The 14,680-nt window shown below is 69.3% G+C and carries 8 protein-coding genes, 1 tRNA gene and 2 pseudogenes; 3 read left to right on the forward strand and 8 right to left on the reverse strand.

Annotation, left to right across the window (positions count from 1 at the left end; genetic code table 11):
* Positions 1–89: 89 nt before the first annotated feature.
* A complete protein-coding gene (locus ID132_RS03735) occupies positions 90–665 on the forward strand; it encodes a DNA-3-methyladenine glycosylase (RefSeq protein ID WP_328743620.1) in 576 nt (191 codons plus the stop codon).
* A gap of 62 nt (positions 666–727) precedes the next feature.
* Positions 728–1,564, forward strand: a complete 837-nt coding sequence (locus tag ID132_RS03740; RefSeq protein ID WP_193127881.1) for an NADPH-dependent oxidoreductase — start codon at positions 728–730, stop codon at positions 1,562–1,564.
* Positions 1,565–1,581: 17 nt separating this feature from the next.
* Here ID132_RS03740 and ID132_RS03745 read toward each other — a convergent pair.
* Positions 1,582–1,652 (reverse strand) — tRNA-Gly (locus tag ID132_RS03745).
* 180 nt (positions 1,653–1,832) lie between these two features.
* Between ID132_RS03745 and ID132_RS03750 the strand changes: the two genes are divergently transcribed.
* The gene (locus ID132_RS03750) at positions 1,833–6,479 is read left to right on the forward strand and encodes an SCO7613 C-terminal domain-containing membrane protein (protein WP_193127882.1); all 4,647 of its coding nucleotides are present in this window, start codon (positions 1,833–1,835) and stop codon (positions 6,477–6,479) included.
* A 1-nt stretch (position 6,480) separates the two neighbouring features.
* On the opposite strand, the pseudogene ID132_RS03755 reads toward ID132_RS03750, so the two are convergent.
* The 7 genes and pseudogenes from ID132_RS03755 to ID132_RS14630 all read right to left on the reverse strand — a co-directional run bounded on the left by ID132_RS03755 (position 6,481) and on the right by ID132_RS14630 (position 14,102).
* Positions 6,481–7,463: pseudogene (locus ID132_RS03755) on the reverse strand (Fpg/Nei family DNA glycosylase).
* A 2-nt stretch (positions 7,464–7,465) separates the two neighbouring features.
* The gene (locus tag ID132_RS03760; protein ID WP_125106472.1) at positions 7,466–7,999 is read right to left on the reverse strand and encodes a ribose-5-phosphate isomerase; all 534 of its coding nucleotides are present in this window, start codon (positions 7,997–7,999) and stop codon (positions 7,466–7,468) included.
* On the reverse strand, positions 7,999–8,610 hold the full coding sequence (locus ID132_RS03765; RefSeq protein WP_193127883.1) for a mycothiol-dependent nitroreductase Rv2466c family protein: 612 nt from the start codon (positions 8,608–8,610) through the stop codon (positions 7,999–8,001). The genes ID132_RS03760 and ID132_RS03765 overlap by 1 nt, the downstream gene beginning before the upstream one ends.
* Positions 8,611–8,629: 19 nt before the next feature.
* Positions 8,630–10,444 carry an ABC transporter ATP-binding protein gene (locus tag ID132_RS03770; protein WP_125106474.1) on the reverse strand — a complete coding sequence of 605 codons (1,815 nt, stop codon included), beginning with the start codon at positions 10,442–10,444 and terminating at the stop codon, positions 8,630–8,632.
* Positions 10,441–12,190: pseudogene (locus ID132_RS15115) on the reverse strand (ABC transporter ATP-binding protein). Before ID132_RS15115 ends, ID132_RS03770 begins: the two are co-directional and overlap by 4 nt.
* A gap of 50 nt (positions 12,191–12,240) precedes the next feature.
* Positions 12,241–12,957, reverse strand: coding sequence for an ABC transporter ATP-binding protein (locus tag ID132_RS03780; protein WP_193127884.1), 717 nt, complete (start codon positions 12,955–12,957; stop codon positions 12,241–12,243).
* Between the two features lie 20 nt (positions 12,958–12,977).
* The gene (locus ID132_RS14630; RefSeq protein WP_459562425.1) at positions 12,978–14,102 is read right to left on the reverse strand and encodes an ABC transporter permease; all 1,125 of its coding nucleotides are present in this window, start codon (positions 14,100–14,102) and stop codon (positions 12,978–12,980) included.
* Between the last annotated feature and the right edge of the window lie 578 nt (positions 14,103–14,680).

Below are 14,680 nucleotides of genomic sequence, written 5' to 3' on the forward strand. Positions count from 1 at the left end.
TTTCCACACGTGTGATCCCCGAAGAGATCAGCCTCACGAAGTTACCACGCCCCAAGAGTGTTCACCAATGCGCTCGGTAGCCTGAAGTGGTGAGTAACGACGGCACCTGGGACTGGCTTCGCGCGCCCGTTGAGGTCGCTGCGCCCCGATTGCTCGGCTGCAACGTCGTCCGCGAACTCGACGGGAGCATCCTTCGAGCGCGCATCGTCGAGGTGGAGGCCTACGACGAGGAAGATCCCGCCAGCCACACTCACCGCGGCCCCACCGCTCGCAACGCCGCGATGTTCCTCGCGGCCGGCCACGCGTACGTTTACCTCAGCTACGGCATCCACCACTGCCTCAACGTCGTCGCAGGCGAGGCCGGGCACGGCGCCGGCCTCCTCATCCGCGCCGTCGAACCGCTCGAGGGCGAAGACGTGATGCTCGCGCGCCGAGGCACGCCGCGCCGCCAACTCACGAACGGACCCGGCAAGGTCTGCGCCGCCCTCGGCATCGACCTCTCGCTGACGGGCCACGACCTCGCCTTGCCGCCGCTGCAGCTTGAGCGCGAGCCCGAGCGCCCAGCCAGCGACATCGTCGTCACCACGCGCATCGGCATCAGCAAGGCGTCGGAGACGCCCCGTCGCTTCTATCTCGCCGGATATCCGGATGTTTCGCGCAAATGACACATTCGTGAGCATCGCTGCGCCCCTTGGTTACGATCGACGCACGCCTATCAGGAGCACGCATGACCACTGCGAACACCACCCGCACTACCGAACAGCTCGTCAGTGAGCGCTACCGCGCCGACCTCGATTCGCCCGTCGCCGACGGTACTGAGACGATCGATCTGCAGCTCGCCCACCGGTCGGTGCGCGAGTTCCTCCCCGGCGAGATCTCGGATGCGCAGCTGCGTCTCATCGTCGCCGCGGCACAGTCGGGCTCGGTGTCGTCGAACCTGCAGACGTGGAGCATCATCGCGATCCGCGACGAGGCCCGCAAACGTCGGGTGTCTGAGGCCATCGGAGGGCGCTCGTACGTCGAGCACGCCGCCGTGTTCCTCGTCTGGGTCGCGGACTACCACCGCGCAGTGCAGATCGCGCAGCAGCGTGGCTCCGAGGTCGAGACCGTGAAGTACCTCGAGAACACGCTCGTCTCGTTCGTCGACGCCGGCATCAGCGGGCAGAACGCGTTACTCGCCGCCGAGTCGCTCGGCCTCGGCGGGGTGTTCGTCGGCTCGATCCGTAACAACCCGCCCGGCGTGGTCGAGGAGCTCGGGCTGCCCGAGCACGTGTTCCCGATTGTCGGACTCGCGATCGGCGTGCCCGACCCCGACGAGGCGGCAAGCACGAAGCCCCGCCTCCCCCAGTCGGCCGTGCTGCACGAAGAGACGTATGACGCGGATGCCTGGTCGGATGCGTCGGCCGAGTACGAGACGCGTCTCGCTGACTACTACGCGAACTACGACAAGCCCGACTACAGCTGGGCCCGCACGCTCGAGCGCCGCATCGGTAACGTGAAGGGCCTCTACGGCCGCGAGCGGATGCGCGACTGGCTCGGCGAGCAGGGCCTCACGTCGCAGTAGCGGCGACGCCATTAGTGAGGGGATGACGGGAATCGAACCCGCGTGACCAGTTTGGAAGACTGGGGCTCTACCATTGAGCTACATCCCCGCGTCGTGCAATACGACTTAGCAAGTCTAGCGGAAAACTGCTGAATCCCGCGCGCCGCATACCTTGCGTCAGCTTTCGGCTACTCGTTGTCGTCCTGAAGGTGTCCTTTGTGGATAAACCGGCGACCCGTGATCCACGTTCGCCTAATCTGCGAAGAGGACGGGACTTCAAGGAGCGGCTATGGACTCGGGCAATGGCACCCACGCACCGCGGTTTCCGGAAAGCCCGCAGGATCTTCGGTCGACGACGACGTGCCCCTATTGCTTCACGCCGACGCACGGCGCCCCGCAGTGCGTGAGCTGCGGCATCGACCTCACGAACCCGCGGCTCGCCGAGGTGTTCAAGCTCTCGACGCAGAGTGCCGAGCTGATAACGCGGCGGGGGCGCCTGCTCGCCGAGATTCGGGCGGAGCAGGACGCGCAGTTCGTGGCGGCAGCGCCCGTCGAGGAACCTGTCGAAGCACCTGCCTCGGCCCCAGTGAACGAGATGCCGCCTCTGCCCGCGCTGCCCCAGCAGGCGCAGGAGCAGCACCCACACGGCTCCATCGCCGGCGCCTGGCTCAACCAACCGGCACCGCCGCTGCCGGAACAGCCTCAAGCAGCGCCTTCTGCGCCAAAGCGCTCCGGCGTGCAGCTCGCCATGCTCATCACGGGCATCGGGTTCCTCGCCGTCGCCGCGCTCGTCTTCGTGACGGTGGCGTTCGTGCTGTTCGACCTCGTGGTGCGCGCGGCGATCACGGTCGCGATCACGGCGGGCGTCATCGGCCTCGCCAGTTGGCTGCGGCGCCGCAAGCTCGGCGCGACGGCGGAGGGCGTCGCGGTGCTCGGCGCCGTGCTGCTCGCGCTCGACGCGTGGGCGATACCGGCGCTGAAACTCTTCGGGCTCGACCAAGCCGACCCGGCCCTCTACTGGGGCGTGGCGCTGCTCGTACTCACAGCTATCTTCGGCGCCTGGTGGCGCTGGTCGAAGCTCGCGACGCCCAAGCTACTCGCCTCGATCTCGCTGCTTCCGGCCATCACGCTGCTCATGGCTTGGCTCGCGCAGTTCCCGCTCGCCGACCACCTCGGCTGGGCCCTCGGCCTGGCCACGGCAAGCGTCGCGAGCGTGGGCGCGGCCCGCGCGTGGCAGCGCACGGCAGAATCGGGCAACGACACCGACCTGCTCCCAGTGGGCATCTCGCTCACGTTCGGCGTCGCCTCCCAGCTCACGGTGCCGACGGTGCTCGGCGTCGCGCCCGAGCCAGATGCGGGCATCCTCGTCGCGATCCTCGCGCTCGCGATCGCTGCGGTCGCGGCCGTGCTCATGGTGCTCTGGGCGACCCGCGAGCCGCAGGCGCGCAAGTTCGCCTCCTTCGCCGACCTCGCGGCAGCCTTCGCCGCGGTGCTGCTGCTCGGCATCGGCATTCGCACCGGGGCCGCGATCGTGCGTGCCCTGCCCGAGTATCCGAGCGGCATCGGCGACGGCCCGGTCGTCGTGGGCTTCGGCTTCGCGCTCCCCTTCCTGTTCGCGGGCGTGCTCGCGTGGCGCGTGATCGCGAGCAAGCAGCCCGCGCTGCGTCGCAGCGCCGCGTTCGGCTCATACAGCGCGGCCGCCCTCGCCGTCATTCCCCTCCTCGTCATCCTCCTCCAGCTCGCGCACGCCGGCATCGTCTTCACCGACCGGGGTGCGGATGCGCCGGCCCACCTCGCACTCCTGCTCGCGAGCCTCCTCGGCCTGATCGTGAGCGCCGTGCCGCTGTTCGGGCGCGGCGACGCGCACCTCGGCAAGGGCTTCCCGAATCTCCTGCCGATAGCCGCCCCTGTTGCCGGCACCCTCGCTACGGTGACCGCCGCGGCGCTCCCCGGCGCAGCTCTCGGCGCCGGCCTCAGCGTCATCACCACGGCGGCCTGCGCCGGACTCGTCGCGACCCGCTTTATGTCGCCCGAGCGCACCGTCACGCTGCGGTTCGCCTCAATCGCCGCGCTCGCCTCGTCGCTCGTGCTCATCACGCTGTTCATCGGCGTCGGAGAGTTGCTGCCGACGGTGCTGCTCGCGAGCGTCGCGGGCATCCTGCTCGTCGCGCGCACGCTACGCCCCGCAACCCCGGGCCTCGCGCTCACCATCTTCGCGATCATCCTGGCCGGGATCTCCTGGTGCAGCGTCATCGCGGGGATCGCGCTCGAGCTCGAAGTCGTGGCGAGCGCTGGGTTCATGGTGCGCATGGTCACGGGTGTGGTGATCATCGCGATGCTGCTCGTGGTCGGCGCCGCAGGGGCTCGACTTGAGCTGCCCCGGGGTGAATCGCACTTGGTCGCCATCGTCGGCTTCGTGATCGCGTACACCAGCATGCTGCTGTTCACCTTCGACACCAGCGACATCACCAGCGACAGCGACTGGATGTTCTGGTGCCTGGGTGCGCTATTCCTGCTCGTCGTGGCGAGCCTCGTCGTGGCAATCCTCTGGGATGCCCGAGGCAGTTCTCCGCAGCCGACGCCGCGCTTCCAGGGCACGATCGCACTCACCTCGCTGTGGATGCTCGTCGGCACCGCCATGTTCGCGTTCGGTCGGCCGCTCACCGACGAGTTCCGCTTCGGCTGGGGCTACGCGCTGATAGGCGTCATCGTCTTCGGTCTCACCCTGCTCATCCGGCGGGCTAACAACGGTCATGTCAACACTGTGCCGGCCGAGGCCTTTGGGCTCGTTGGCGTTCTCGGCGCGTTCGGCGCAGCCTTCATTCGTGCCGACCCGGACCGGCTCTGGCCCTGGTTCGTGTTCGCGATCGCCTGCGCGACGCCGCTGCTCGCCCGAGTTCGCCCCGACGCGGTTCACCCCGGATGGTCGCGCGCTGCGACCTGGATCAGCGCGAGCAGCCTCGCCGTGATTGGCCCGATCTTCGTAGCTAGGGCGGTGCCGGATGCGCTGGCCGTCGTGATTGCCGCGCCGACCCTGCTCGCGCTCGCGATCGTCGCCACCGTCGCCGTGGTGCGCGCGTCGCGCTACTCGGCCGCTCCCGCGCAGGCGACGATTGCGCTGTCGCTCGGGCTCTCGCTCGCGACCGCCACCCTGCTCGCCGACTGGCAGACCTCGCCCACGGCCTGGTTCGCGTTCGCGCTCGGTGCCGCCGCCATCGTTGCGGCCATCCAGCTGCCCGCCCGCGGCGTGTGGGAGTGGGCCCGGCTCGGGCTCGCGGCGCCCGGCGGACTCGGTGCCGCCCTCGGGATGGCCGCGCTCGGCTTCCAACCGCTCGACGCCATCGAGCGCACCGGCAGCATTCCGGGCGTGCTCGCCTCGACCCTCTTTGTCGCCCTCGGGCTGCTCGTGCCGCTCGTCTCGCTCGCGCCCATCAGCCGCGTGCTCGGCAGCTCCCCCGGCATCGACCCCGAGCTTCGCCGCAATCTGCTGCTTGGCGTTTGGGCCGCGGTGCTGCTCACGACGACGATCGCGCCCATCGGCATCGCGGCCGCGAACGCGCGCTGGGTCGACCTCGTCGGCACGCTCGTCGGTGTGGCCGCGGCAGTCGCCGTGCTCACCGCGATGTTCCGGCGCACCAACCTGCTCGTCTGGGTCGTTGTCGCGCTCATCGCGGGCGGCGCGCACGCGTTCTTCATCGCCACCGAACCCGTCGGCGTCTCGAGCGAGCTGCCGCTCGTCGTCGCCTCGCTCATCGGCCTCGGCGCGCTCGCGACTCTGAAGAGCGCCAGGCCGCTGCTGCCACTCGCCGCCTGGCTCGTGCTCACGACGCTGCCGCTCGCCGGCACCGGGCTCGGCCTGTGGTGGACCGTGATCGCCGCGGGCGTGCCCGCAGTCGCCGTCGCGATCCTCGCCGTGGTGCGGTGCCGCCGCGACCGCGACGCGACGCCGACGCTCGACCTGCTCACCCTGCTGCTGCCGCTGTTCGCGACCGGCCTCACGCTCGACACCGACGTCATCAAGCTCGGCCTGCTGCTCAGCGCGGTCTCGGGCCTGGTGGCGGCATTCGGCATCACGCTGCCCCGGCCCCGCACGAGCTGGGGTCCGGTCGCCCGGGCGGGCACGGCCGTCGCGACCATCGCGGCGGTGCTCTGGCTCTGGGAGGGCAGCGACGAACTCGCGATCGGCGTGCCGGTCGGCGTCATCCTCGCCGCCTTCGTCGCTGGGCTCTGGCTGCTGCTACGCCTCGCCGAGCGTGCGAGCAGCGATGCGGAACGGGCCGGCTACGCCGTGGCGGTGCCCGTGGCCTTCACGATCGCCGCGGTGCCGGCGCTGCTCGAGCATCCGGTCGCAGCCGGCGTCGCGGCCGTAGTCGGCGCGGCTGTCGCAGCCACGCTCGCCAGCGTCTCGTTCTTCGCCCGCCGCCTCGACCTCCGGCTCGGCGGCGTCGGCTTCGGCGTGGTGAGCGTCTGGTTCGCGGCGATCACGGTCACTCAGGGCGTCACGGCGAGCGACGCCTGGGTGCTGCAGCCACTCTGCCTCGCCGCCGCCACCGTCGGCGCCGTCGCCCTGCGCGCGTTCCCGAAGCTGCGCAGCTGGGCGGCGCTCGGTGCGCCGATCATCGCGTCGCTCGCCATCGCGCTCGCGGCCGAGCTGCAGCAGCCGACCTGGTGGCGCATCGGGCTCGCGACGGTGCTCATCGTCGCTGCGATCCTCATCGGCGCCCTGCTGCGCCTCCAGGCGCCGCTGCTGCTCGGCATCGTCGCGGCGGTGCTCCACATCGTCGTGATGTGGCAGGTGTTCCTGCCGCCGATCGCGGTGCCATGGTGGGCGTGGCTCGCGGCCGCGGGCGTCGTACTCGTGTTCGTCGCGGCGACCTACGAAAAGCGGATGCGCGACGCCCGCAAGCTCGCGGCGAGCATCGGCAGCCTGCGCTAACTCAGGCCTGGCAGCTCGGGCACCAGTAGAGCTTGCGGTTCTGCATCTCGGCGAGCGAGATCGGGGTGCCGCAGCGACGGCAGGGCTCGCCCGCGCGACCGTAGACCCAGTGGCGATGCCGAACATCCTGCAGCGCCGCCTGATATTCGTCGCCGGTGAGCCCGTCGATCGTCATCATGCGGCCAACCTCGACACCTACGTTGAGCAGCTTGACCCAGTCAGCCCAAATGTCGTGCAGGACGTCGAGCGGCACCTCATTGCCCGGCGTGTAGGGGTTGAGCCGGGCGCGGAACAGGATCTCGGCGCGATAGATATTGCCGATGCCCGCGACGACCGACTGGTCCATAAGCAGCTGCCCGATAGGCACGCGCCGCTTGCTCGCACGTTCGATAAAGCGGCGCTCCCCCACCTCGAGCTCGTCGACGAGCGNTCGGGGCCGAGTCGGTCGAGCACGGTGTTCACGCCGACGGCGTCGAGCACCTCGCATGCGGTCGGACCGCGCAGGTCGGCCACGACATCCTCGGTGAGCAGGCGCAGCCGCACAGCACCGACCGGCGCGGGCGGCCAGCCCTGGTCGAGCTCGGTTTCCTTCTCCTGCTCGGCCATACGCAGGCGGGCGCGACGCGGCGCACCGATCGACGACAGCGAGTCCTCGGCATCCGCATCCTCGATGCGCGTGCCGCGACCGTACTCGCCAGTCTGGCCGAGCTTCGTCGAGAAGTCGCCCGCGAAGTCCCAGGCACCGTAGATGCCGAGGTGCACGCGCAGCCAGACAGACGCATCCGCGTCGGGCGCCGCCGGGTCATCGCCGAACTCGGCGAACATCTGCTTACCGACGGCGAAGCAGCGCAACATCTCGCGCCCCGACAGCACCGACGCGCCCTCGGCGAAGCGCCCCTGCGGGCTCGAGGCCTCGCAGATGCGCCCGACGAAGTGCTTCGTGAACTGGCGCGCGATGCGATGAACGGAATGCCCCTCGGGCACCCCTATGCCTCCGCCATGGGAAGAACTGCCGGCACGTCGGGGTTCGTCGGCGCCAGCACCTCCTTGCCCGCGATCGCGCCGGTCTGCTCGTACTCGCGCAGCTGCGAGATGCGACGTACGTGGCGCTCTTCGCCGGGGAATGGCTCGGCGAGGAACGTGTCGACGAGCGTCACGGCCTCCTCGAGCGAGTGCTGGCGGGCGCCGATCGAGATAACGTTCGCGTTGTTGTGCTCGCGCGCAAGCTTTGCGGTCGCTTCGCTCCACACGAGCGCTGCGCGCACGCCAGCGACCTTGTTCGCCGCAATCTGCTCGCCGTTGCCGGAGCCGCCGAACACGACGCCGAGCGAGAACTCGCCCGCCGCCCAGTCGTTCGCGACCGCCTGGGCGGCGTTGATGCAGAACGACGGGTAGTCGTCGACCGCGTCGTACTCGTCGGGACCGTGATCGACGACCTCATGCCCTGCATCGCGCAGGTGCTCCTGCAACTGCTGCGAGAACTCGAGGCCGGCGTGGTCGGTCGCTAGGTGGACCCGCATTAGTCGAACTGCGGGCCGCGCGTGCGCGAGCGCTTGATCTCGAAGAACCCCTCGTAGCCGGCCGCGGCGACAACGCCGTCGAACAGCTGCAGCGCCATGTCACCCTTCGGGGCCGGCGAAATCACGGGGCCGAAGAACGCGACGCCGTTGACGGCGATGACGGGCGTGCCGACCTCGTCGCCGACGCGGTCAATCGCGCCGTTGTGCGAGGCGAGCAGCACCTCGTCGAACTCGCCGGCGTCGGCGCGGGTGAGGATCTCGGCCGGGATGCCGGCCTTCTCAGCCGCCTCCTCGAGCGTGCCCGCCTCGCCCGAGCGACCCTCGGGGTGGTTGATGGTGCCGATGGCGTCATAGAACTTCACCATCGCCTCGTTGCCGAGCTCGGCCTTGACTCCGGCGGCGACGAGGCAGGAGCGCTTCGAGAACGCGTGCGCCTTGCGGTGCTCGTCAGACATGTCGCGGCCCTCGTTGAGGATCGCGAGCGACATGACGTTCCAGTCGATCTCGACGTCGTCGCGCAGCCGCTCGACCTCCTGAATCCAACGGGACGTCATCCATGCCCACGGGCAAATCGGATCAAACCAAAACTCAACCTTGGTGCTTTCAGCCATGCCCCAAGACTACTGGGTGCTACAGCGACTCTTGCCAGGCCCGGTACAGCTGCGCGAAGCGCCCGCCGGCCGCGATGAGCTCGCGCGGCGAACCGTCCTCGGCGATGCGGCCGTCGTGCACGACGAGCACACGATCGGCGATCATCACGGTCGCGAGCCGGTGCGCGATCATGATCGCGGTGCGGTCGCCGAGCAGCTGCTCGAGGCCGTTCTGCACGGCCCGCTCGCTCGGGATATCAAGCGAGCTCGTCGCCTCATCGAGGATGAGCACGCGCGGGTCGGCGAGGAACGCACGGGCAAACGAGACGAGCTGTCGCTGCCCTGCCGAGAGACGGCCGCCGCGCGTGTGCACGTCGGTGTCGTAGCCGTCCGGCATGCGCTCAATGAACGCGTGCGCGCCGATCGCCTTCGCCGCGGCCTCGATCTCGTCGCGGGTCGCGCCGGGCTTGCCGATCGCGATGTTGTCGGCGATCGAGCCGCCGAACAGGTACGACTCCTGCGTCACCATGACCATCGCTCGACGCAGGTCTTCGTCGCGAAGATCGCGCAGGTCGACGCCGTCGAGCGTCACCCGGCCCTCGCTCGCGTCGTAGAACCTCGAGATGAGTTTCGCCACGGTCGACTTGCCCGCGCCGGTCTGCCCAACGAGCGCGATGGTCTGCCCGGCAGGGATGGTGAGGTCGAGCGGATGCAGTACCGTCGGCCCATCCTCGGTGTAGCGGAACGACGTGCCCTCGAAGCGGATCGCGCCGCCGCCCGACGCGGGCAGCTGCTTTGGCTCGGCGGGCTCGGGGATGTCGGGGTCTTCGGCGAGCAGCGCCGAGATCTTTTCGAGCGCCGACACCGCCGACTGCAGCACGTTGTAGAAGTTCGCGATCATATCGATCGGTTGGAAGAAGCGGCGCGAGTACAGCACGAGCGCGAGCAGCATGCCGACGTCGAGGTTGCCGCTGAGCACGCGCAGGCCGCCCACGACGAGCACGATGACGACGATCACGTTGCCGAGCAGGCGCAGGCTCGGCTGGTAGATGCCCCAGATCCTGATGGCGGCGAGCGACGAGCGGCGGTAATCGTTCGCGATCTCGCCATAGCGGCGGTCGTTCGCGGCCTCGCGGCGGAACGCCTGCACCGCGCGCATCCCGCCCATCGTCTCGACGAACTCGACCGTGAGCCGCGCCGAGTGCGTGCGCTGCTCGCGGTAGGTGCGGCTCGAGGCCTTCTGAAACCAGCGGCTCATGAACACCGCCGGGATGAGCATGAGCAGCATGATGAGGCCGGTGACCCAGTCCATCCAGAGGATCGTGATGACCGTGAGCACCATGAGCACGGGCGCGCCGACAATCGTTTCGACGCCGAACTCGAGCAGCTCGCGCAGCGACTCCGTGTCGTTCGTCTGGCGCGAAATGACGCGGCCCGAGGTGTAGCGCTCGTGGAAGCCGAGGCTGAGGCGCTGCGTGTGGCGGAATATGCGGCGGCGCAGGTTGTAGAGGATGTTCTGGCCGACCCAGGTGGAGATGCGCAGGTACCAGTAGGTGGCGAGCGCCCGCGCGATCGCGATGAGGATGTAGGCGACGCCGACGCCCACTGCGAGGGCCGCATCGCCCGCGATGAGACGCGGCAGAGCGGTGTCGACGCCGTACGCGATGAGCGCGGGACCGATGACGGTGCCGAGCTGCACGAGCAGCGTGAGCACCGCGACCCAGGCGACTTGCCAGCGGTACGGCTTGATGAGCCCGCGGAGGAGCCCAAGCGAGCGACGGCGCTTGTCCTTATCGCTCAGCGCGTCGGCGGCGAGGCCGCCATCGAGGTCTTCTTGCGTGGTGTCGCTGCTCATCGTTCCTCCTCCCTGAGCTGTTCGAGGTCGAGCGCGCCCGTGAGGTTGAAGCTCGAGCTCGAGAGATCGGCCATGACGAAGCCATAGCGCGGGTCGTTGAGCAGCAGCTCGGTGTGCGTGCCGACGGCGACGACGCGGCCGCCGTCAAGCAGCGCGACCCGGTCGGCGAGCGCGACCGTCGAGGTGCGGTGGGCGACGACGATCGTGGTCGTGCCGGCGAGCACCTCGCGCAGGCGTGCCGTGACGCGTTCCTCGGTGCTCGTGTCGAGCGCCGAGAGCGGGTCGTCAAGCAGCAGCACCTTTGGCTTCGCGGCGATCGCGCGGGCGAGAGCAACGCGCTGGCGCTGCCCACCCGAAAGTGACATGCCCTGCTCGCCGATGCGGGTCTCGATGCCGTCCGGCAGCTCGTAGGCAAACAGTGCGTCGGCGGTCTCGAGGGCGAGGCGCGCGAGCTCGTCGAGCTCCTCCTCGCTCATGCCGGCCGCCGCACCGAGCAGCACGTTCTCGCGCACGCTGCCCGAGAACAGCGTCGCGTCCTCGAACGCGACCGAGGTGAGCTGGCGCAGACGGTCGAGTGCGTAGTCACGCACGTCGACACCGTCGATACGGATGCTGCCCTCGGTGACGTCGTAGAGGCGCGGCACGAGCTGCAGCAGCGTCGACTTACCCGAGCCCGTGATGCCGACGAGCGCGAGCGTCTCGCCCNGGGCGCACCCGCAGGTTTGCGTCCTGCAGCAGCAGGTCTTCCTCGGCCGCATCCGGGTAGCGGAAGGTGACGTCGTCGAACACGACCTCGCCGCGCACGAGCTCGGGCTCGGTCGCGTGTGCCGGCGTCGTGATGGTCGCCGGCTCGTCGTGCACCTCATTGATGCGCTGCAGCGAGGTGATGGTCGAGATGAGGTCGCTGATCTGCATGCCGAGCATCGCAACCGGCATCGTGATGAGCATCGCGGTGGCGAAGAACGCGCTCAGTGCGGCCACGGTCGTTGTGCCGTCGGCCACCTGGAACAGGCCGACGAGCAGAGCGACGCCGAGCGCGATCTCAGGCAAGAGCGCGATGACCGAGTCGAAGCTCGCGACGAGGCGGCCGCGGCGAATCTCGGTAGCGCGCACCCGGCCGGCGTACCCGGAGTAATCGTCGAGCGCATCCTCGGCCCGGCCGAAGGCCTTGAGCACGCGGATGCCGTGCACCGACTGCTCGACGTTGGTCGCGAGGTCGCCCGCCTGGTCTTGGCTGAGGCGCGAGATCTTCTGGAACCGGGTGCCGAAGTTCGCGAGGATGATGACGAGCGGCAGGGCCCCGGCGAGATAGATGAGTGCGAGCCAGCCGCTCGCAAACGACATGAGCACGATGCCGACCACGAGCATAAACACATCGTTGACGAGCATGATCGAGCCGAACGCGAGCCAGCGGCGGATGCTCGTGTGGTCGCTCATCGAGCGCGACAGCAGCTGCCCCGACTCCCACGCGTCATGGAAGCTCATCTGCAGCCGCTGCACTTTGGAGAAGAAGCCGCGACGCATCTGGTACTCGACGCCCATCGCCGGGTCGACCGTGAAGACGCGGCGGAGCCAGATGAACACGGCGTCGAGGATGCCGATGCCGAGTAGCGCCGAGCCGGCCACGAGCACGGTCGTGACCGACGCATCCTCGCCAAGCACGTTGCTCACGAACGCCGCGAGAATCTGCGGCATGGCGAGGGTGGTCACGGCTGCGAGCAACGCCACCACGAGGCCGAGCAGCATTCGGCCGCGAATTGGTTTGGTGACTGCCCACAAACGCCGCATTCAGCCCATTATGCCCCGTCGGCCGCCGTGACCGACATCCGTCGAGCGGCGGACAGTCGCCCGTCGTGCATCTCGTACTGGGCGTCGAAGCGCGGCAGCTGCCCGAGGTCGTGCGTCACGACGACCGTGGCAAGTTTGCGCTCGTGCGTGAGGTCGCGCAGCAGGCACATGATCTCGTCGGAGCGGGCCTCGTCGAGGGCGCTCGTGGGCTCGTCGACGAGCATGACCCGGGGGTCGTTGACGATGGCGCGGGCGATATTGACGCGCTGACGCTGACCACCCGAGAGCTGTGAGGGCATGAAGTGGGCGCGGTCGAGCATGCCGACTTCGTCGAGCGCGTGTTCAATGCGCTCGCGCAACTCGCCCTTCGAAAGGCTAGCGAGCGGCTTCGCACCCATGCGGGCCACGATCTCAAGCTGCTCGCGCACCTTGAGCGAGCCGATGAGGTTCGGGGCCTGGAACACGATGCCGAGCTTGTCGCGGCGCAGCTGGGCGGCCTGCGCGGCCGAGAGGCTGGATGCGGTGACCCCGTCGATCGTGACGGTGCCGCGGTCGGCGCTCACGAGCGTCGAGGCGAGCGCGAGCAGGCTCGACTTGCCCGAGCCCGACGGACCGGTGACGGCGACGAACTCGCCGGGCGCGACCGTGAGGTTCGCGTCGTCGACGGCGGTGAGGCGGCGGTCGCCGTCCTGGTAGGTGAGGGTGAGGTGATCGAGCTTGAGCATGACGATTCTCCTTACGTGAGTTAGGCGGCGGTGGCGTTGAGAGCGACGAGGGGGTCGACGCGGTTGATCTGGCGCAGCGACACGAGGGCGCCGATGAGGCCGGCGACGAGCATCGCGAGGGCGGGCGGCAGGATCGTCCACCACGCGACGATGAAGGGAGCGACGGGGGCGATGAGCGCGCCGAGGCCGAGCGCGAGGGCCGAGCCGACGGCGATGGCGACGATGAGCAGGAACGCGGCCTGGCCGAGGGCGTCACGGCGAAGCCAGCCCATCGGCGCGCCGAGGGCCTTGAGCACCGAGATGTCGCGCTGGCGCTGCATCGACCAGACGAGGAAGAAGACGCCGACGATGAGCGCCGAGATGCCGAACAGCATGCCGATCATCATGCCGAGCGTGCCGATCTCGCTCTTGAACGCTTCGAGTCCGAGGAGCGAGGGCAGCAGGCCCTGCGCTTGGGTGTCACTGTCAGCGGCGACGGTGTCAGCGTGGTCGATTGTGCCGTTGACCAGCAGCACGCTCGCGGTGCGCTCGGGCTGCATGGTGTCACGGAGGTAGCCGCGCCAGTCGTCGAGGGTGACACGGGCGATGTCGGTGTGCGAGAACTGGCCCGTGTCGGCGACGGCCGCGACGGTNAGCTGCTTCCCCGCGAGCTCGATGGTGTCGCCGGTGCCGACGCCGAGGCTCGTCGCCGCGTCCTCGGGCAGCACGATCTGCCCGGTTTCGAGCGGCGCGAGATCGGTGCCGAGCGGGGTCGCGTCGGCGGGCTCAGCCCAGAGCGTGACGGCAGCGCTCGCGTCGCCGTCCTCGAGACGGGTGGTCGAGACGCCGACAGGCGTGACGGTCGCGTCGGTGCCGGCGGCCGCATCCTGCCAGGCGGCGAGCTGGGCCTTGTCGACCTGCGCGGTCGACCAACTGAAGTCGTCGTCAGAGTTGGCGCCGACGACCGACGAGGCACCGGTGCCGAGGATGCCTGAAATGTTCTGCCCCGCGAGGCCACCGGTGAGGCCGGTGAGGAAGCCGACGAGCAGCATCATGAGGGCGATGACGGCGCCGATNGGCGAAGCGTCCGGGTGCGTGCCGCAGGTCACGAAGTGCGAGGTACATGCGAAGTCCTTTCTGGGATCTCTGATCCGATACCTCCACATTCCTCGCGCCCGGGCCCGCGCACAGCGGCAGAACGGTCGGATTCGATCCCCTCCGTTTGGAGGAGGCGCTCGGCCGCAGGACGCCTAGCATCGAGGTATGGCTGACCCGACAGCGCCCAGCGCGACCCGCCGCATACAGCTGGCCACGCTCGCCGCGCTCTCGCTGCTGCTCGCGGTGCTGCTCTGGGTGCCCATCGCGGTCGCGGTGGCCGACCCGGTCACCGCGATCAGCGGCCGGCTCGGCTGGATGCTGTTCTCGGCGATCGCGGGCACGGGCATCGCCGCCGGTGTCGCGGTCATCGCCTGGCGTCGCCCCGACGCGTTCGGCGCACCCGCGCGACAGCTCAACCCGCTCGGCATCGTCTGCGCGGCGCTGCTCGCGCTGCCGGTCGCCGCAATGACCGCGTTCTCGGTCGAGGGCGCCTACTCGGCGCTCGCCCTCTTCTTTATCGTGCTCTGGCTGCTGCCCGAGGGCCTCGGCGTGGTCACGGTGCTGGCGCTCATGCTTGGTGTCGTCGCGGGTGAGGCAGTGCACCACGGCCTCGGCTTCGGCGGCGTCGCGGGCCCCGTGATCAGCG

This window comes from Gulosibacter sediminis (assembly GCF_014904065.1).
GTDB classification, from domain to species: Bacteria; Actinomycetota; Actinomycetes; order Actinomycetales; family Microbacteriaceae; genus Gulosibacter; species Gulosibacter sediminis.

What these genes read in the sequence shown, in the direction of transcription:
- ID132_RS03740 (WP_193127881.1), top strand. Translation starts at nt 728, where the DNA reads ATGACCACTGCGAACACCACCCGCACTACCGAACAGCTCGTCAGTGAG.
- ID132_RS03780 (WP_193127884.1), bottom strand. Translation starts at nt 12,957, where the DNA reads ATGCTCAAGCTCGATCACCTCACCCTCACCTACCAGGACGGCGACCGC.
- ID132_RS03765 (WP_193127883.1), bottom strand. Translation starts at nt 8,610, where the DNA reads ATGGCTGAAAGCACCAAGGTTGAGTTTTGGTTTGATCCGATTTGCCCG.
- ID132_RS03760 (WP_125106472.1), bottom strand. Translation starts at nt 7,999, where the DNA reads ATGCGGGTCCACCTAGCGACCGACCACGCCGGCCTCGAGTTCTCGCAG.
- ID132_RS03770 (WP_125106474.1), bottom strand. Translation starts at nt 10,444, where the DNA reads ATGAGCAGCGACACCACGCAAGAAGACCTCGATGGCGGCCTCGCCGCC.
- ID132_RS03750 (WP_193127882.1), top strand. Translation starts at nt 1,833, where the DNA reads ATGGACTCGGGCAATGGCACCCACGCACCGCGGTTTCCGGAAAGCCCG.